Below are 19,958 nucleotides of genomic sequence, written 5' to 3' on the forward strand. Positions count from 1 at the left end.
AAGTTTTCCAGCTAATATTACAAGCTGCTTATGAATATGAGCGCAAACATCCTAGAATGGAAGATATATTAAATACATGGAGAGAAACGAATAATCTAGCTATAGATTTTGGAAAAGAGCTAAATAGAATTGGATATTTCCTACAGGCATCTAAAGATAATAAAGATATCGAGGAAGTATACAATGATGTGATAGAAAAATACTTAGAACAAGTGACATGTCCTATTTGCGGTAAGAATAATAATTGTAGACATAGTAAAGAATGCTGGTGTCATAATGTTATAATACCAAAGGGAATTTTAGATATAATTCCTGAAGATAAAAAGGGAAAGGCTTGCATATGCAAATCTTGCATTGATAAATATAGGAGTTGATAATGTGACTATAGAAAAATTAAAATCAATAATTAATGATAGTGACAATATTATATTTTTCGGAGGTGCAGGAGTATCTACTGAAAGTCATATACCTGATTTCAGATCTACAGCGGGTCTTTATAATACCTCTAAGAATTTAAAGTATCCTCCTGAATATATGTTAAGTCATACATGCTATAAAAGAGATACTGAAGATTTTTTTAAGTTTTATAGAACCAAAATGATATATACAGAAGCAAGACCAAACTTAGCACATATTACATTGGCAGAACTAGAGAGAAGAGGAAAACTTAAAGCTATAATTACACAAAATATTGATGGGCTTCATCAGATGGCAGGGGCAAAGAATGTACTAGAACTTCATGGTTCAGTGCATAGAAATTATTGTGATAGATGTAATAAATTCTTTTCCTTAGATTATGTACTTAGATCTCATCTAGTACCTATGTGTGATATATGTGGCGGAATCGTAAAACCAGATGTAGTTCTTTATGAAGAAAGCTTAAATATGAATATATTAAATAAAGCCATAGAATATATTAGGAATGCTGACGTTTTAATAGTAGGTGGCACATCTCTAACAGTTTATCCAGCTGCAAGTTTAGTTGAATATTATAGAGGAAATAAATTAATTTTAATCAACAAATCCGAGACACAATATGATAGAAGAGCTTTACTTAACTTTAATAGTAGCATAGGAGAAGTATTTGGCAGTATATCATAAAATAAAGATTAAAATTAAAACGCTATAAAGGAGTAGGCGAAGATGATAAAATATTTATTAAAAACATCCTAATCATGTAAAAATAGCTGAATATATGAGAAAAGTAAGAGAGTCTAGAGTAGTAGTTGATTATGAAATATAAGGAGATTTTCAATGAATCAAGTCATAAAATTATTAGAGGAAATTATTTTTAGTGATGAAATAATATATGGAGTACTTAGTAATTTAAGAAAGAAAGATGAGGACTGCTTCAATAAAGTAACCATAAAACCTGTACTTATAAGAGAAGAAATAAAACTGCAATTCGTGTATGAATATAAAAACAAAGTATTGCATAAAAATCTCGATGCTTCGGAAGCGATAAAGGAAATCGAAAATCTATTAATACAAAGTTTTAGGCAGGGAGTAATTTTTACAAGGGAAGCAGATTATCAGATATTGATAAATAAGAAAGGGAAAGCTTCTATTTTAAAAAAGAAGCCTACAAAAGAGAAAGCAGACCTATCACATAATAGAAAAAAGTCTTATATAATTGAAGATGGAGAAGCAGTTGACTTCCTAATAAGACTAGGCGTAATGAATGAAAAAGGTAAAGTAGTTTCTAAAAGATACGATAAGTTTAGGCAGATAAATAGATTTCTAGAGATGGTAGCTGATGTTATCTCAAAGATAGATAAGGATAAAACATTAAATATAATAGATTTTGGATGTGGAAAATCATATTTAACTTTTGCATTATATTATTATCTAGTAAATATTTTAGGTTTAGATGTAAATATAATAGGTCTTGACTTGAAAGAAGATGTAATTAATTTTTGCAACGAAGTAGCAATTGATTTAAATTATGATAGATTAAAATTTGTTTATGGGGATATTAAAGATTATGAAGCATTTAGTAATGTAGATATGGTTGTTACTCTTCATGCTTGCGATATTGCTACTGATGCAGCGTTAGTTAAGGCTGTAAATTGGGAGGCAGAGGCTATTCTTTCGGTACCTTGTTGTCAGCATGAAATCTATGATAAAATTGACAATGTAACATTAGAACCAATGTTAAAGCATGGAATAATAAAGGAAAAGTTAGCATCTTTAGTGACAGATAGTCTAAGAGCCAATGTTTTAGAAATTTTAGGTTATCAAGTACAATTGCTGGAATTCATAGATATGGAACATACGCCTAAAAATATATTGATAAGGGCAGTAAAAAATAACGATAAGGATAATAAAGAATATATAGATAAATACATGAAGTTTAAAGAATTCTGGGGATTAAGAGATTTATATATTGAAAAAGAGTTTGGAGAGAGATTAGAGTCACAGCTAAATAAATAGACTATTAAAGATCCTAATATTAGGGTCTTTAATCTATTTAGAGAGTTGTAAAGCTAAATAATTGTTTGATAATGTCGATAGTAATTATATTAACAATCATTTATACAATCAGAGAAAGAGGAGATAAAATGAAGAGAATTAGTACAAGAATCGTAATAACAGTTCTAAGCTGTGCTATAGCAATGTCTATGCTAGTTGGTGTGACTAGTATATTTAGGAGTACAAGTGTAATAGAAAAGGAGATGAAGTCTGCCCTCGATTATCAGACACAACTCTATATGAAAGATTATAATTTAAATTTAGCTTTTTATGAAACGACAGCAACTGCTATATATCAAAATATTGATACTACTATTGATATAAATAGATTATATGAAGAAGGATATCTTTCTAACTATAGTGACACCTTTTTAGGACCAATAGTAGCGAGAATGACCAAAGATGCTAAAGAATCTCTTGGAATATTTATAGCATTTGATTCTAAATATACTGGAAGAACAGAAGGAATATGGGCTCACTTTGATGAAAAGGGAAATGTGAAAAAGGCACTACCTACAGGATTTACTAGTAAAGATGAAAATAATCCAAAATTTTCTTGGTATTTTGATTGCATAAAACTAGGTAAGGGATTATGGAGTGATATGTATATTAGTAATGCCAACTTAAATGTAATTACATATTCGATGCCTATTATTATCAATAATACACCTATTGGTGCAATAGGCATAGACCTTAGTGTAGAAGAATTGGTAAATACTGTTAAAAATATAAAGCTATATGATACAGGATATGCTTTCTTGCTCAATAAGGATTATGATTACTTGATTCATCCAACATTAGATAGTAGTAGTAATTTGAAAAACATGAATGATGGAGAATATAGTTATATCGCAGATGAAATAGAGAGTAAAGGTGCAGGAGTGACAGATGTTGAATTTGGAGGTGAAGGAAAAGTTATGGCTTTTTCAAAGCTATATGATGATAAAATTATAATCATGACTGTACCAAAAGACGAAATATTAAAGGAAATGTATAATACTATTTATATTATCTTAGGGGTTGTTCTTATAGCAGCAGTATTAACAACTTTTATTTCTTTTGTTTTGGGAAAAAAGATTTCTAATCCAATAGTGTTTTCAGCAGAGATATTGAATACGACATCTAAGTTGGATTTAACTCATATTGAAGAAACTAAGGAAATAAGGGATCTACTTAATAGAAAAGACGAAGTGGGTTCTATATTTAGAGCTACTGGGGCTTTGAGGGAAGAAATGAGAAAAGCAATAAAAGCAATAGAAGATACTACAATAAATATTGTAGAAAATACTGCTAGCCTGACTACAGCTACTCATGAAACTACTCAATCGATAAATGATATGGCTAAAACTGTAGAAGAACTAGCACAAGCTTCTATGGGACAAGCTGAAGATGCAGAAACAGGTTCGGAAAAATTATATAGATTAGCTAATGAAATAAAGGCAGCAGTAGAAAACGGTGAAACATTAGTAGAAAGCTCAGCAAAGGCTCAAAGAATAAGTGAAGAAGGCTCGAAATCTATGGAGAATATGGTAGAGAAATTCAATATAACAAATAAATCTACTCTTATGGTTGCAGAGAATATCAACTCTCTATCAGAAAAATCTCAATCCATTGGAAGTATATTAAATACTATAATTAGTATTTCCGAACAAACGAACCTATTGGCCTTAAATGCTGCAATAGAAGCAGCTAGGGCGGGTGAGGCAGGAAGAGGATTTGCTGTAGTAGCAGAAGAAATAAGAAAATTATCAGAGCAAACAGGTCACGCTACTAAGAGTATAGAAGATATATTAAATGCAATTCAATCTGAAGTTGAAACCACAAAGGTAAGTATGGATGAATCAGAGGAATCATTAAATGATGCAAATAATACTTTAGAACAAGTTAAAAAAAGCTTTGATGAAATATATAAAGCCATATTAATATCTATGGAAGCTATAAAACAATTAGATGAAAGATTAGAAGTAGTAGATAATGAAAAAGAAGATGTAATACTAGCTATTCAAAGCATATCTTCTGTAACGGAAGAGACTGCAGCATCTACAGAAGAATTATCAGCTTCTATGGAGGAACAGGCTGCAACAATGGAAACTGTAGCTAATAATACAAATAATTTATCCAATACTATACAAAAGTTAAATGAATTAGTCAACAGATTTAAATTATAGTAATAAGCTATAAAAAGGCTGAGCTAGAGAGTTTCCATTAGCTCAGTTTTCTTCTTAAACTATATTATCAATTTTGGCTGCTAAAATAAAATCATTTTCATGAAGTCCTTTAATTTTATGGGTCCAAAGTTTTAAAACCACCTTACCCCAAGAAAGATATATATCAGGATGATGCCCTTCCTTTTCAGCTAGTTCACCTACCTTATTGGTAAAATTTAATGCCTCTATAAAGTCTTTAAATTTATATGTCTTTTCGATGTATTTTCTTTCTATTACTTGCCAACCATCTTTAAGATTTTTCAAATAATCATAAATCTCCTCTTGATTTAAAGGAGCTGCACCTATGTTACAGGGAATACACTTTTTAGATAATAAATCATTCATATAAACACCTCCGACATAAGAAATTACTTTTATTCTATCTATACCCAATAATAAGAGATAAAAAGCTTCTATTGAAAGATTATAGGTAGTTTTACTGTAATCCATCGAGGTGAATTTTTCATAAAATTAAAAGTAAATCAGACTTTTCTATGGATTATGAAAAGTTATAATATGTAAATTTATTACTGGCAGAAGAAGATTTAATTTTTTTGTAACATCTTGTATAATAGCAATATGATATAATAAAGAGAAATTAGGTATAATTTGTACAATTACATGAATACGCGGAGGACAAAAGATGAAGAAGATAGTTTTTATTATAGTAGCTATTGTGCTTACAGCAACTGTAATAGGAATCATAAAAAGATCAGAAGATAATGTAGATGATTTTCTATCAAATTCCAATAATTTTTCTTTAGACGAATCTATTCAGAGGGAAGATTCAGTTGATGAAATAGTCTCTGATTTCTCTATTAAAGTTGAGGATAAATATATATCAATAACAGAACACCATAACAACTTAAGTAGTATACTAGGTACTCCAATATCAGAAGAAATCGAAATATTAGGTGAAGAATCTGATACATTTAATGGTTCTTGCATTAAAACCTTAACTTATGATGGTTTAATAATAGAAGAGTTTTCACCAGAAAAAGCAGGAAATGGTGGTTTCTGGATTTTATCTATGACGGTTACAAATGAAAATTATTCTACAGAGAAGGGGTTAACTATAGGAGATAAGTTAGATAAGATAAAAGAACTTTATGGAAATGTTGAAATCTTAAAAGATGGAAGAACAGATTCGAATAACTGTGCTTATATATTTAAAGATGATGTTGAACCTAACTTTATTGTATTTGAAGTTGAAGATGGAATTACTAATGAAATAAGAATTTATCATGAGCTACAATAATTTATATTAGTAATATGATATAATAAAGGAAAATTTAGGAGGGGTATTATGTATAGATATTCACCATTTGATACATTCTCAATTATGGGGGCTATTTTCCCAATATTTTTTTTATTGGTTTTTGGTATTATTATATTTACTATTATAAAAGGAATTAGTGAATGGAGTTCAAATAATAAACAACCAGTTCTAACAGTAGTAGCTAAACTAGTTACTAAAAGAACTAATACTTCACATCATAATAACCATAATAATATGCATTCGTCTACTAACACATCTTATTATGCTACCTTTGAAGTTGAATCTGGAGATAGGATGGAGTTTCATATATCAGGTAAGGAATATGGAATGTTAGTTGAAGGTGATATTGGAAAACTTACATTTCAGGGAACTAGATATCATGGATTTGAAAGGATTGGATCAAGTGATGAAGAATAATTTATCTATAACTAGTTATAAAAAAGCAAATAAGAGCTTTTTAAGGGAAGTATTGGAGTGGATAATGACTATTGGAATTACAATTATAGTAACTTTATTTGTTTTAGGAAATATATTTTCTATGACTGAGGTAAACGGAGAGTCTATGGAGCCAAGTTTTGCTGATGGTGAGAAAATATTCATTTATAAGCTTCGCTATAGTTTTTCTCAACCTAAGGCAGGTGAAATAGCAATTCTTAGTAAGTCTCAGAGTAAAAAAGGAATAATTATCAATACTATTACAGAAGGCAAAGATATTATTGATAATATTTATAGTAAGATTACAAAGAATATAGAAGTAAAGTATATAATAAAAAGAGTAATAGCTGTACCAGGAGATATTGTAGATATTAAAGATGGGAATGTAACTGTAAATGGACAAAAACTAGAGGAAAGTTATGCAAGAGGACAAACCTTTGAAAATTCGAATTTTTCTTATCCTTTAACCATTCCAGAAAACAAGGTATTTGTTTTAGGAGATAATAGAGAAAATAGTACTGACAGCAGGATATTAGGATTAATAGATTATGAACAGATTAAAGGAAAAGTAGTATTTAGGTTATAGCCTGTTAAAAGAATCGGGAAGATAGGATAAGTTTTACAATAAAGTAAAAATAATTATTGTATATTTAAATTTTTAATGGAGTTGATATAATGAAAATCGATAACTGGGTTAAAGTTATATTGGATGCCCTTTATGATGGAGTATTAATAGCAGATGATAAGGGAGTTGTAAAATATATAAACCCAGCCTATACTAGGATAACTAAAGTAGAATTTGAAGATATAGTAGATAAACCATTATCAGAAACTAGACCTGGTGCTCGTTTGCCTTCTGTTATTGAGAGTGGTAAGCAAATATTAGGAGCACCAAGAAAAGTTGGGGATGTTGAATATATTGTGAATATGGCTCCTATAATAGAAAGTGGAAAAATTATTGGTGGAATTTCTATAGCAAATGAAATAGGTGATCTTTACAAATTATCTGAAGAATTAAGAAAGTCTAATTCTACTATAAAAAAGCTAGAAGAGCGTATGAAAGGCATTGAGAAAGCACGTTATTCTTTTAAGGATATTATATCAGTAGATAAAAAATCTATAGATACGAAAAATTTAGCTGTCAAGATAGCCAATACAGATTCTAATGTATTGATTACTGGGGAAAGTGGGACTGGTAAGGAGCTATATGCACATGCTATACATAATGCAAGCAATCGTCAAAATGGTCCCTTTATAGCTATAAATAGTGCTACTTTCGATGGAAATTTGTTAGAATCTGAACTTTTTGGATATGAAGAAGGAGCTTTTACTGGAGCGAAAAAGGGTGGTAAAATAGGTTTATTTGAGTTGGCAAATGGAGGAACTATTTTTTTAGATGAAATAGGAGAAATGCAACTTGGCCTCCAAGCTAAATTGTTAAGAGTTCTTCAAGAAAAGACTATTAGAAGAATAGGCGGCTTAGAAGAAATAGATATAGATGTAAGAGTAATTGCCGCTACTAATAGAAACTTAGAACAGATGATCAAAGAAAATAAGTTTAGAGAAGATTTGTTCTATAGGATAGCAATTTTTCCAATAAATGTACTTCCTTTAAAAGAAAGAAAAGAAGATATTAGACATTTTATTGACTTCTTTTTAAATAGTATCTCCTATAAAATGAAAAGGGCTACGAATATTTGTCCTGAGGCAGAAGACATACTTATTAATTATTCCTGGCCTGGAAATGTAAGGGAGTTAAAAAATGCTCTAGAATTTGCTGCAAATATGACTGAGGATTTTAACATCCGAGAAGAACATTTGCCGAAGATAATTCAGATTCAAAGTGTAAAAAATAATCTAGCGAAACTAAAGCCTATGGAAGAGGTAGTGAGACAGGCTGAGTTGGCTGAGATTGAAAAAGCTTTATCTATATATGGACATGATGTGGAGGGGAAGAATAAGGCTGCTGAAGCTCTTGGAATTTCATTAGCAACCCTTTATAACAAAATGAAACAGGCTTCTTTCTAATTTTATAGAAAGAAGCCTGCTTTTTTATAAGAATTTAGAAATTCATTTATACGGTATTAAGGATTAGTTGAACTCCTTCAATGATTAAGGGTAGTTGATATAATTCTAATAATTTAGAATTATATCCATTATTAAATTTAGTTTTTGAACAATTTTGTTGAAACTTGGATATTAATTTATTTATTAATAATAATTTAAATTTAAAAAACATGTAAATATCAAGGATTTCAAATATTATTCTAGAAACTATCTAATACTTGGCATAATGTTTGCAATATTTAGTGGACAAATGAAATTATTATTTAGGAGGTATAGTATGTTAGCATTATTAGGTTTATTAACTATTGTTGTTTTACTAGTTCTTATTATGACCAAGAAGGCATCTCCTGTTGTAGCTTTAATAGTGGTGCCTGCAGTAGCGGCTGTAATTGGCGGATTTGGTGGCGAACTTAATACATTTATTACAGATGGAATCAAAGCTATTGCCCCTACAGGTACAATGTTTATTTTTGCAATTTTATTCTTTGGTGTTTTAACTGATGCGGGAACTTTTGACCCTATAATTAAAAAAATCTTAAAAGTAGTTGGAAGTGATCCTGTAAAGATAGCAATAGGAACTGCTGTATTAGCTATGCTTGTTCATTTAGACGGATCAGGTGCTGTTACTTTTTTAGTAACTATTCCTGCAATGCTTCCTGTATACGATGCACTAGGAATGCAAAGAAGCACTTTAGCAACTATAGTTGCATTAGCTGCAGGTACAATGAATATTGTGCCATGGGGTGGACCAACTCTAAGAGCTGCCTCATCTTTAAATGTACCTGTTACTGAACTTTTTAATCCTATGTTAGTTCCAGTATTAGTTGGTTTGTTGTTTGTGATTTTCATATCTTATAGATTAGGTGTTAAAGAGAAAAAAAGAATTGGCAATGTTCAATTAAAAGACATTGAAACAACTACATCTGTAGATGAAGAAAAAGCAAAACTTGCAAGACCTCATATGTTTTGGATAAATATATTAACTATTATAATTTGTGTAGTTGTCTTGATAATGGGAAAATTGTCTCCAACAGTGATATTTATGTTTGCTTTTGCCTTTTCACTAGTTATTAACTATCCTAATATAAAAGATCAAAGAGATAGAGTGGATGCTCATGCAAAGGCAGCATTGATGATGGCAAGTATTCTATTTGCAGCTGGTGCTTTCACTGGTATATTAAAAGGTGCAGGAATGTTAACGGCTATGGCAGAGGCTACTGTTGCAATAGTACCTGCATCTATAGGTAGATTTTTACCAATTATTACGGGCATATTTGCTATGCCAGCTAGTTTGTTATTTGATCCTGATTCCTTTTATTTTGGGGTATTGCCTGTTCTTTCCGAGGCAGCTAGCGCTTTTGGCGTAAATAGTTTGAATGTTGGAAGGGCAGCTATTCTAGGCCAGATGACTACAGGATTCCCAATTAGTCCATTAACTGGTGCTACATTTTTATTAATAGGATTGACAGGAGTGGACTTAGGCGATCATCAAAAGAAAACTATACCATATGCCTTTGGGACAACTATTATTATGTTAATTGTTGCTTTGATAACTGGAGTAATTTCTATCTAGATAATTAACTGAAACATAAACTATATAAGGGAGGATTTATTATGAGAAAAATACGTATAGGCTCTGGTGCTGGATATGGTGGTGATAGGTTAGAACCAGCTTTAGAGATAATGGAAAATGGTGATGTAGATTATATAATTTTTGAGTGTTTGGCTGAGAGAACCATAGCTATAGCTCAAGAGCAAAAACTTAAGAATCCAGAAAAAGGATATAATGGACTTTTAGAATATAGAATGGATAAGGTTTTACCATTATGTGCAAGGAATAAAATAAAAGTAATAACTAATATGGGTGCGGCTAACCCTTTGGCAGCAGTAAAGGTGGTAAAAGAGATTGCAAATTCGAAAGGATTACAAGGATTGAAGATTGCTGCCGTATTAGGTGATGATATAAGCGAGTATATTACAGATTATATGGATTATGATGTTTTGGAATTAGATACTAAACTTAGTTCTCTAGAGGGAAAAATTGTATCAGCCAATGTATACTTGGGAATCGATGGTATAGTTGAAGCTTTAAAAAATGGTGCCGATATTGTAATCACAGGACGTTGTGCAGACCCATCATTGGTGCTGGCTCCTTTAGTATACGAATTTGGTTGGGAATCTAATAATTATGATTTAATAGGGAAGGGAATTATGATAGGTCATTTATTAGAATGTGGAGGACAGGTTACAGGAGGGTATTTTGCAGACCCTGGTTATAAAGATGTTCCTGATCTATGGAATTTAGGTTTCCCAATTGCAGAAGTTATGGAAAATGGAGATGTAGTTATAACAAAAGTTGAAGGCTCCGGAGGAATTATCACCACAGGGACTTGTAAAGAGCAACTTCTCTATGAAATTCATGATCCATCATCCTATATTACTCCAGATGGGATTGCTGACTATACAGGAGTTACCATGGAAGAAATTAAGAAGAATAATATACTTGTAAGAGGTGCTAAAGGCAGAAAAAAACCAAATACCTTAAAGGTAAGTATTGGATATAGAGATAGTTATATTGGTGAAGGTGAAATTAGCTACGGCGGATCTGGTGCCTATGAAAGAGCTAAATTGGCTGGTGAAATAATAAAGAAAAGATTAGATATTATTGGTTGCAAGTATGATGAACTTAGAATAGATTATATTGGAGTCAATTCTTTGTATAAAGATAATATAAGTGATAACATGTTTTCTGATAAAACTTTAAGCAAAGAAGTTAGATTAAGAGTAGCAGGCAGAACCAGCTCAAAAGAGGAAGCTCAAAAAATAGCAAGAGAAGTGGAAGCTTTATATACTAATGGACCAGCTGCAGGTGGAGGAGCAATAAATGCCGTGAAAGAAGTAATAGCAATTGCGTCTATATTTGTTCCTAGAGAAGATATAACATAGATGTTACTTATGAGGAGGTATAGATTATGAAACTACGTGAAATTGCTCATTCTAGAACAGGAGATAAGGGAAATATATCTAATATTTCTTTAATAGTATATAATGAAGAAGATTATAAAATTATTCAAGAAAAGGTAACAGCAGAAAAAGTAAAAGAATGGTTTAAAGATATAGTTCGAGGAGAAGTGGTAAGATATGAATTACCACTACTTTGTAGCCTTAACTTTGTCATGGATCAAGCCTTAGGTGGTGGAGTAACTAGATCAGTGGCTGTTGATAAACATGGTAAAAGTCTTAGTTCAGCCCTCTTAGAAATGGAAATATAGATGTATTAATATAATTATTTAATGTCCCTAATAGCATTAATTACATATAAATTATTGCTATCAGGGACATTATTAGTTATAGTTAAATTATATAGTATTAATTAAGTATAACATATGTAAGGTAGGGAGTGATAACTTGAAATATGAATGGAGAAAACAAGATAAAAATTTATATTTATCTAAGAGCAAACCTGAAGTAATAGATGTACCAGCGATGAATTATTTTATGATAGATGGAAAAGGCAATCCTAATGACCCTTCATTTTCAGATTATATAGAAGCACTATATTCATTATCTTATGCAGTTAGAATGAGTTACAAATCAGAAATAGTTCCGGAGGGATATTATGAATATACAGTTTTTCCTTTGGAGGGGATTTGGGATTTAGCTGAAGAAGCTAGAGATAAAGAATTCTTAGATAAGAACAAGTTAATCTATACTTTGATGATTAGACAACCAGAATTTGTAACAGAAAAATTGGCAAGGGACATAATTGAAAGAGTAAAGATTAAAAAATCAAATAAATTGTTAGATAAAGTTAAATTTAATAGTCTTCATGAAGGGTTATGTGTTCAGATGATGCATATAGGAAGCTATGATGATGAACCTAAAAGTTTTAGAATTATGGAAGAATATTGCATGGCAAATGGTTTAATTAGAAAAGAAAAAACACATAGAGAAATATATATTTCAGACTTCAGAAAAACCCAACCTGAAAAATTGAAAACTGTTTTGAGATTTAAAGTCACAATATAAATTAATAAAGAAGAGTAATTATGGAAAACATAAGATATCATAGTTTTGAAAGGGCGTCGTTGTTAATGAGGTTAAATAGAGAATTCTATGAACGAAATACCATATTAGTTGCAAGGGATTTATTGGGAAAGATTTTAGTATATAATGATGGAGAAAATATATATAGAGGAAAGATAGTTGAAACAGAGGCCTATATAAATGCAAAGGATGATGGTGCTCATTTTAATAAAGGTCTGACGGACAGGACGAGGATAATAGATGAAGTTGGAGGACATGTCTACATCTATACAATATATGGTATGTATCTATGCTTCAATATTGTAGCAGAAAAAAAGGGAGTACATGGAGCTGTATTGATTAGAGCTATAGAACCAATAGAGGGAATAGAAAAAATGTATGTAAATAGATATAAAAAGTTATATGAAAATCCGCCAAGAAAAGAGATTATAAACCTAACTAATGGACCAGCAAAATTTATCATGGCATACGGTATTACAAAAGAACTTTATGGAGCAGATGTAGTTACAGATTCAAAGATTTGGGTAGAAGATGCACCACAATTATTATTAGATGAAATTGTAAGAAGTAAACGAATTAATATAGATTATGCAGAAATGGCTAAAGATTATTTGCTGAGGTTTTATATTAAAGATAATCCTTTTGTATCGAGAAAATAGTTATAACAGATATCAGAGCAAAAAAATTTTGCTCTTTTATTTTTTCTGGGAACTTTTAGATGTGTTTATTCATCTAATTAGTAAGGGGAAGGAGGGGATGGACATTATCAAGCTTGATAACAAAATACTAGTTAAAAAAGTAAAAACAGGGGATTTAGAAAGCTTAATGCATTGGGTTATGGAAAGAAAAGATAAATTTTATAAAATAGCTTGGTCTTATGTATATAATCATCAGGATATTGAAGATATCTTTCAAAACACAATGATAAAAGTTCATGAGAAAATCAATACACTTAAAGATATTGAACTATTTGAGACTTGGTTTATATCCATATTAATAAATGAATGTAGGCAGTGTCTGAAAAGTAGAAAAAAGGAATTGCTTCATGAAGACATGGGAATCTATTATTATCATGTTGATGAATATAATTTTTTTCAAGAAATCAATTCTATTGATGAAATATTTAGGGAATCTGTTGTATTAAAATATGTAGTTGGATACAGTCAGGAGGAGATATCACAAATATTAGACATCCCTATAGGAACAGTGAAATCCCGAATATATAGAGGATTAAGAGAGCTTAGAAGCTTATTAAAGGAGGTGTAGCTGTGGATTGTAATCTAATTAAAGATAAAATGTTAGATTATATAGATGGAGTGTTGAATGAAGAAGAGGAGATATTGTTTAGAGATCACATAGAAGAATGTAATAAATGTAGTATTGAATATAAAGAGACTAAGTCTGCAATAGATTATATAGAAAGCAATGTAAATAAGATTAATGTAATACAGACTATAAACTTAAAATTGAAAGAGTATAGAATTAAACCTATAATAAAGTTTAGAAGAACTACTTTTATTGCAATTATACTTTTATTTATTCTAATGGTTACTGCTATTGCCACAGATAGTTTAGAGAACTTACAATGGTGGAAAAAGGATAGCAAAAAAACAATTACAGCTTGGGAAAAATTGCTTAATAAAGGAGTGGGGCAGAAGTTAAATATATCTGTAATAGATAAGGATATTAAAGTTACGGCTGAGGGAGTAATGGCAGATGAATTAAACACAATTATATTTCTTAGGATAGAAGATTTAAAAGGTGATTTAAGATTTGGAGCTACTACAAGGATAGATGAAGATTCGTTTTTAAATGAAGATTTCCCAATTAAGGTTGGGGGTGATATTTTGGATCATTCTGAAAAAGCTAATAATTCCCAAGGTGAAGAGTTACCAGTAATAGCCTCTTATTCAAATTTATATTCAGAAGAAAAAAATACTATCAGAATCATGGTAAGTACTAGAAGTCTAAATGTAGATGAGGGAAATATAAATGTTTATATAGACAAATTATCTACCGTGCTTAATAAAGATGATAAAGCTACAATAAGTATAGAAGGAAGCTGGAACCTAAAAATCCCTGCCAAGAAAATAAAATCTAAATCCTATAATGTAGACAAGACTATTGAATTTGACGGCAATGAAGTTGTTATACAAAAAATAACTATAGCACCAACTAAAACTAATATAGAGTATAAAATGAAAAATTATAATGAAAAACATGGGTATTCACTAGAAGATGTAAGATTTTCAATCAGATATAGACTTAAAAAGTATGGGTATTCGACTTTATCCTCTGGGCCTGGCTATATTCACAGGAATCCCAAAAATGAGCCTGGATATTCAATAGGGAATCAGATTCTTGAATCCTTATATCTGGAAAGTCCCAACAGGATAAAATTTATTATAGAGTCTTATGAATATGCTGTAGAGGAGAGTAAAAGCTATGATATCTTTATAAATAATCTACCTCAAACTATAGAATACAATGGGAATAAAATAACTATTGAAGAGATTGTATATAATAAAGACAATACTGAAGTTAGAGTAAGAGAAGATACAAGTAAAAATAGAAAATATAGCAGCTCTATTTTTAAAATCACGGCTAAGGATAATCCATCAGCCTTTTGTCGCAGTATGGTAACGGATTATGAATTTAGAGATAAAAAGGGCAGAGCGTTGAAGAAGGGAGAAGGAGATGGAAATAGTCGCTTGTTCTATAAGGAGCAGAAGATAGAGCTGAAAAATGATTTAGTATGGGGGAAACCAGCAATACATGAATCTAAAACTGAGGAATTAATTCCTGAAAAATTTCATGTACAAGGACAAAGATATATTGAATACCTAAATAAAGAAACAACTATAAAACTAAAGTAGTGGATATCCACTACTTTTTGTTATAACTAGAGGAAAACGGGTAAAAATACGAAAATATGTAAATAATTTAAGTAAAATAAACAGGGGTGATTCTGTGGAAAAAACTTTTATCATGATTAAATCTGATGGAGTGAAAAGAGGACTCATAGGAGAAATCATAGGGAGAATTGAAAGAAAAGGTTATAAAATAACAAAAGCAAAACTATTTCAACCAGGTAGAGAGTTGATAGAAGAGCACTATATGGAGCATAGAGAAAAGCCTTTTTTTAGAGAATTAGTTAATTTTATTTTAGAAGGACCTGTTATGGCTCTGGAAGTAGAGGGAGAATCAGCTATAGAGGTTATGAGACTAATGATAGGACATAGGGATTTTAAAATAGCTGCACCTGGTACCATAAGGGGAGATTTTGCAAATTCTTTAACAGAAAATATAATACATGGTTCAGATTCAGTAGTTAGTGCAGAGAGAGAATTAAATTTGTGGTTTAGCTAGAACAGCCTTAGGGCTGTTTTTTTATGGACTAGTAAATTTTTCATCATTCAATAAAGAAGTTCACAATGCAATAAATATAAATTATAATAGATAGTGTCAAAAGTAATGATGTTTGAATAAAGATATAATTATAATATAGAATTTTAATGGAGATGACTATGATGAAAATAATAATTCAAAAATTTGGTGGAACTTCTGTAATGAATGATGAGCGAAGGAATTTAGCTATAGATAAGATCAAAGCAGCAATAGATAAACATTTAAATCCTGTTGTAGTAGTATCTGCTATTGGAAGGGCAGGAGATCCATATGCAACAGATACGTTGATTCAACTTGCTAAATCTGTAGGGATAGAACCTAATCCAAGAGAATTGGATATTTTAATGGCATGTGGAGAAATTATATCTGCTACTGTTATGGCAAATACACTAAAGGCAAGAGGATATGAAGCGGCCGTATTCACTGGTGGGCAGGCAGGTATTATAACGGATGAGAACTTTTTGGATGCGAAAATATTACATGTTGAACCTATGAGAATATTAAAGAGCTTAGAAGAAGGAATTATACCCATAATTGCAGGGTTCCAAGGAATAACAGAAAAAGGAGATATTACAACATTAGGAAGAGGAGGATCTGATGTAACTGCATCTATAATGGGGGAAGCCTTAAATGCTGAATTAGTAGAAATATATACAGATGTAGATGGAGTAATGACTGCAGATCCTAAAATAGTACCTGATGCTAAGGTAATGGATACAATATTTTATAATGAAGTATTTCAAATGGCAGAGTATGGTGCAAAAGTATTGCATCCTAAGGCAGTAGAAATAGCAATGCGTTCTAATATACCAATAGTTATTAGAAATACAAGTTCAGACTATAATGGTACATTAATTACTAATTATCATAGAACTAGATCTTATATAGAAGAAGATACGAGAATAATTACATCAGTTGCTAATATAAATAATAGAATTCAAGTTAAGATAATACCTGATAAATTAGACTATGAGAGTCAAGAAATATTATTTGACAGTATTGCAAAGGCGGGAGTAAGTATTGACATGATAAATATATACCCCGAACAAATATTTTTTATAATAGATGAGAAGCAATCAATAGTATTAGAGGCAGTATTGAAAGAATTGAATTATGAATATGAATTAATTACTGATTGTACTAAAGTTACTATTATTGGTAATAGGATGAGAGGTATACCTGGAGTAATGGCAAAGGCTGTTTCGGCATTAGTTAAGGAGAACATAGAAATACTTCAGACATCAGACTCACATACTACAATTTCTTGCCTAATAAAAAGTGAGCATACAAATAGAGCGGTAAATGCTTTACACAAATATTTTGAACTGGGTAAATAATTTATGAACGGTGATTACACCGTTCTTTTATAATCCATAGAAAAAATAAATTTTATTTAATTATAACCTTTCCTATATAGGTTTCAAGAAAAGTTTATTTAATATATCAATGCTTTAAATGGAAGGCTTTTGTTATATTTTACTTGTAAATAACATAATTTAATAATAAAATGAGATAAAGAAATAATTATGGGGGGAAGAGATGAAGATTAATTGGAATTCTAAATATACAACTATATCAATTTATTCATTTTTTGTAATTTGTGCTGGTATAATTTTTTATTTAATTGCATCAGAGGTAAGTACGTTTCAAATTAAAGTAGGAGAAGTTATATCGATATTTATGCCAATTATAATTGGCTTTGTTATGGCATATCTTTTTAATTTTATTCTAAGGTTTTACGAAGAAAAAGTGCTACGTTTTAACTCTTTAAAGAGGATTAAACCAAAGTTTGTAAGATTTATAGGCTTAATTTTGACTTATGCAACAGTTATACTATTAATCTATATATTTATGAAATTTGTATTTCCTCAAATTTATTCAAGTATAATGGGATTAGTAAACGATATACCTTCCTATGTAAGTAAAATCACAGATTTAGTAAATGACTTTAATAGTAAATATGAAATACAGGAAGAATATTATAATTTTATAGTAGCGAAATGGAATGAATATAGGGATAGTATTATAAGATTTGCAACAAATCTTATACCTGTATTAGGAAATACGCTTAAAACTATATTGTCCAGCGTATGGAATATAGTTCTTGGCATTATAATATCAATGTATTTATTAATAGACAAAGAGAGATTCTTAGCATTAAGTAAGAAAACGACTAGAGCTTTATTCTCTGAAACAAGAGCCAATAGGATAATAGAGCTAGCAAATAGAGGGAACAATATATTTGGGAAGTTTTTAAGTGGTAAGATATTAGATTCTTTTATAATAGGTGTTTTAACATTTGTGGTTATAACTATATTTAAGATGCCCTACACAATCCTAATATCATTTATAGTAGGTATAACTAATATAATTCCGTTTTTTGGACCATTTATTGGGGCTATACCTTCAGCGATAATCATTTTATTTGTTTCACCTATTAAGGCATTATGGTTTTTAGTAATAATACTTATAATCCAGCAAATAGATGGTAATATTATAGGACCTAAGATATTAGGAGATTCACTAGGAATATCTGCATTTTGGATATTATTTTCTCTATTAGTTACTGGGAAATTATTTGGGTTATTAGGTATGATTATTGGGGTGCCATTATTCGTATTTATATACTCTATTATAAAAGAAATAGTAGAAGGTAGATTGAAGAAAAAAGGTTTGCCATATAAGACTGATGAGTACATGTAAATGAAATCAGGTGAGAAAAATTCTCACCTGATTTTTTATAACGAATAGAAAAGTTCTCATTTATCTTTGACTTTATAAAGAGAACTTGGTCTCAATGGATTTTAGAAAAAACTGCCTATAATACTTCTACAGAAGATTTTTGTATTTGTGAATTAATTCCAAATCCAATATTGCAATTAACCTAATACTTCTTTTAATTTTTCAATAAATATTTTATTTTCTTCCATAGTTCCTATGGAAACTCTTATAAAATCTCCGCCCATAGGTCTTATAATAACTCCTTTTTTTTGCATTTCAATAAATACATCTTGACCATTTTTGCCTACATTAACAAATATATGATTTGTTTCTGACGGTGGATAGTAAAATCCTAATTTATCAAATTCATTATAGAGATAATTTCTTCCTTCTAGGTTAATATCATAGCTTCTTTGCAGGAATTCTACATCTTCTATAGCTGCTATTGCCGCAGCTTGTGCTAAGATATTAACATTAAAAGGTCCTCTAACTTTATTTATATTTTCTATAATATTTTTATTTCCTATAGTATAAGCTACTCTGATGCCAGCCAATCCATAGGCTTTAGAGAAAGTTCTCATAACTAAAAGATTAGAATATTTCTTTAATAACCCTATTGTATTATGAGGATAATCATCTCTAGTTACATATTCCCGATATGCTTCATCTGATATAACTAAAATATTTGAAGGTACCTTATCCAAGAAATCTACAAATTGTTTTTCTGTAATCATAGTACCTGTTGGATTATTTGGATTACATATCCAGATGATTTTAGTTTTATTAGTGATTTTACCTAATACACCATTTAAATCAAATGTGAATTCTTTTAATGGAACTATTACAGGGGTTCCTCCCATCATTTCTGTAGTTTGTATGTATCTTGGGAATGTAATGTCAGCCATTATTATTTCATCATCTTTGTTAATATATGCTTTTGCTATCATGTCAATCATCTCGTCAGATCCACTGCTTGGTAGAACCTCACTAACATCTACTCCAAGTTTAGAAGCTAGAATTTCTTTTAAATCAGTAGAATTACCATCAGGATAAATAGCTAATTCATCTAAGGTATTGATTATAGCATCTCTAACCTTTGGTGAACAACCTAAAGGATTTTCATTAGATGCAAGCTTTATTACCTTGTCAAGTCCATACTCCCTTTTAACATCCTCGATTGGCTTTCCAGGCTTATATGGCTGTAGATTTTTAATTTCTTCCCTAAAACTAATTGACAATATGAACAACTCCTTTCTATTGGACTAATATTAGTGTAACAAGATATGTGTGATAAAAAAAGACTATGATAATAATATGTCTTA

20 protein-coding genes are annotated in these 19,958 nt (G+C 30.3%); 18 read left to right on the forward strand and 2 right to left on the reverse strand.

All coding sequences use genetic code 11. From position 1 onward, the window contains the following. Positions 1-56: 56 nt before the first annotated feature. The 4 genes from CIW83_RS14085 to CIW83_RS14100 all read left to right on the forward strand — a co-directional run bounded on the left by CIW83_RS14085 (position 57) and on the right by CIW83_RS14100 (position 4,640). Positions 57-374, forward strand: a complete 318-nt coding sequence (locus CIW83_RS14085; protein WP_094902238.1) for a cysteine-rich CWC family protein — start codon at positions 57-59, stop codon at positions 372-374. A 4-nt stretch (positions 375-378) separates the two neighbouring features. Next, positions 379-1,101 carry an NAD-dependent protein deacylase gene (locus CIW83_RS14090; RefSeq protein ID WP_094902240.1) on the forward strand — a complete coding sequence of 241 codons (723 nt, stop codon included), beginning with the start codon at positions 379-381 and terminating at the stop codon, positions 1,099-1,101. A gap of 153 nt (positions 1,102-1,254) precedes the next feature. Further along, a complete protein-coding gene (locus CIW83_RS14095; protein ID WP_094902242.1) occupies positions 1,255-2,433 on the forward strand; it encodes an SAM-dependent methyltransferase in 1,179 nt (392 codons plus the stop codon). Positions 2,434-2,561: 128 nt separating this feature from the next. Continuing rightward, positions 2,562-4,640 carry a methyl-accepting chemotaxis protein gene (locus CIW83_RS14100; RefSeq protein ID WP_158220135.1) on the forward strand — a complete coding sequence of 693 codons (2,079 nt, stop codon included), beginning with the start codon at positions 2,562-2,564 and terminating at the stop codon, positions 4,638-4,640. Between the two features lie 54 nt (positions 4,641-4,694). Here CIW83_RS14100 and CIW83_RS14105 read toward each other — a convergent pair whose 3' ends face one another. Beyond that, complete coding sequence (locus CIW83_RS14105) at positions 4,695-5,024, reverse strand: 4a-hydroxytetrahydrobiopterin dehydratase (protein WP_094902246.1); 330 nt, start codon at positions 5,022-5,024, stop codon at positions 4,695-4,697. Between the two features lie 298 nt (positions 5,025-5,322). On the opposite strand from CIW83_RS14105, the gene CIW83_RS14110 reads away from it, so the two are divergent. The 14 genes from CIW83_RS14110 (at position 5,323) to CIW83_RS14175 (ending at position 18,618) form a co-directional block, all read left to right on the forward strand. Beyond that, positions 5,323-5,937 carry a hypothetical protein gene (locus CIW83_RS14110; protein WP_094902248.1) on the forward strand — a complete coding sequence of 205 codons (615 nt, stop codon included), beginning with the start codon at positions 5,323-5,325 and terminating at the stop codon, positions 5,935-5,937. Positions 5,938-5,985: 48 nt separating this feature from the next. Then, the gene (locus tag CIW83_RS14115) at positions 5,986-6,375 is read left to right on the forward strand and encodes a DUF2500 domain-containing protein (protein ID WP_094902250.1); all 390 of its coding nucleotides are present in this window, start codon (positions 5,986-5,988) and stop codon (positions 6,373-6,375) included. Beyond that, positions 6,365-6,979, forward strand: coding sequence for a signal peptidase I (lepB, locus tag CIW83_RS14120; RefSeq protein WP_235601348.1), 615 nt, complete (start codon positions 6,365-6,367; stop codon positions 6,977-6,979). Before CIW83_RS14115 ends, lepB begins: the two co-directional genes overlap by 11 nt. A gap of 89 nt (positions 6,980-7,068) precedes the next feature. Continuing rightward, on the forward strand, positions 7,069-8,421 hold the full coding sequence (locus tag CIW83_RS14125; protein ID WP_094902254.1) for a sigma-54-dependent Fis family transcriptional regulator: 1,353 nt from the start codon (positions 7,069-7,071) through the stop codon (positions 8,419-8,421). Positions 8,422-8,737: 316 nt separating this feature from the next. Further along, the gene (locus CIW83_RS14130) at positions 8,738-10,033 is read left to right on the forward strand and encodes a CitMHS family transporter (RefSeq protein WP_094902256.1); all 1,296 of its coding nucleotides are present in this window, start codon (positions 8,738-8,740) and stop codon (positions 10,031-10,033) included. Positions 10,034-10,074: 41 nt separating this feature from the next. After that, a complete protein-coding gene (locus tag CIW83_RS14135) occupies positions 10,075-11,406 on the forward strand; it encodes an acyclic terpene utilization AtuA family protein (protein ID WP_094902258.1) in 1,332 nt (443 codons plus the stop codon). Between the two features lie 26 nt (positions 11,407-11,432). Next, positions 11,433-11,732 (forward strand): hypothetical protein, encoded by a 300-nt coding sequence (locus tag CIW83_RS14140; protein WP_094902260.1) that lies wholly within the window; start codon positions 11,433-11,435, stop codon positions 11,730-11,732. Positions 11,733-11,868: 136 nt separating this feature from the next. Continuing rightward, positions 11,869-12,489, forward strand: coding sequence for a GyrI-like domain-containing protein (locus tag CIW83_RS14145; protein ID WP_094902262.1), 621 nt, complete (start codon positions 11,869-11,871; stop codon positions 12,487-12,489). Positions 12,490-12,509: 20 nt separating this feature from the next. Then, a complete protein-coding gene (locus CIW83_RS14150) occupies positions 12,510-13,166 on the forward strand; it encodes a DNA-3-methyladenine glycosylase (RefSeq protein ID WP_235601347.1) in 657 nt (218 codons plus the stop codon). A gap of 97 nt (positions 13,167-13,263) precedes the next feature. Then, a complete protein-coding gene (locus CIW83_RS14155; RefSeq protein WP_094902266.1) occupies positions 13,264-13,773 on the forward strand; it encodes an RNA polymerase sigma factor in 510 nt (169 codons plus the stop codon). 2 nt (positions 13,774-13,775) lie between these two features. Further along, positions 13,776-15,383 carry a DUF4179 domain-containing protein gene (locus CIW83_RS14160; RefSeq protein ID WP_094902268.1) on the forward strand — a complete coding sequence of 536 codons (1,608 nt, stop codon included), beginning with the start codon at positions 13,776-13,778 and terminating at the stop codon, positions 15,381-15,383. A gap of 94 nt (positions 15,384-15,477) precedes the next feature. Next, positions 15,478-15,876 carry a nucleoside-diphosphate kinase gene (gene ndk, locus CIW83_RS14165; RefSeq protein ID WP_094902270.1) on the forward strand — a complete coding sequence of 133 codons (399 nt, stop codon included), beginning with the start codon at positions 15,478-15,480 and terminating at the stop codon, positions 15,874-15,876. Positions 15,877-16,037: 161 nt separating this feature from the next. Next, entirely contained in the window at positions 16,038-17,252 is a 1,215-nt protein-coding gene (gene dapG / locus CIW83_RS14170) for an aspartate kinase (RefSeq protein WP_094902272.1), read from the forward strand. A 202-nt stretch (positions 17,253-17,454) separates the two neighbouring features. Continuing rightward, positions 17,455-18,618, forward strand: coding sequence for an AI-2E family transporter (locus CIW83_RS14175; RefSeq protein WP_094902274.1), 1,164 nt, complete (start codon positions 17,455-17,457; stop codon positions 18,616-18,618). 176 nt (positions 18,619-18,794) lie between these two features. On the opposite strand, the gene hisC is transcribed toward CIW83_RS14175, so the two are convergent. Then, entirely contained in the window at positions 18,795-19,874 is a 1,080-nt protein-coding gene (gene hisC, locus CIW83_RS14180; RefSeq protein WP_094902276.1) for a histidinol-phosphate transaminase, read from the reverse strand. Between the last annotated feature and the right edge of the window lie 84 nt (positions 19,875-19,958).

This window comes from Tissierella sp. P1 (assembly GCF_002266425.1).
GTDB classification, from domain to species: Bacteria; Bacillota; Clostridia; order Tissierellales; family Tissierellaceae; genus Tissierella; species Tissierella carlieri.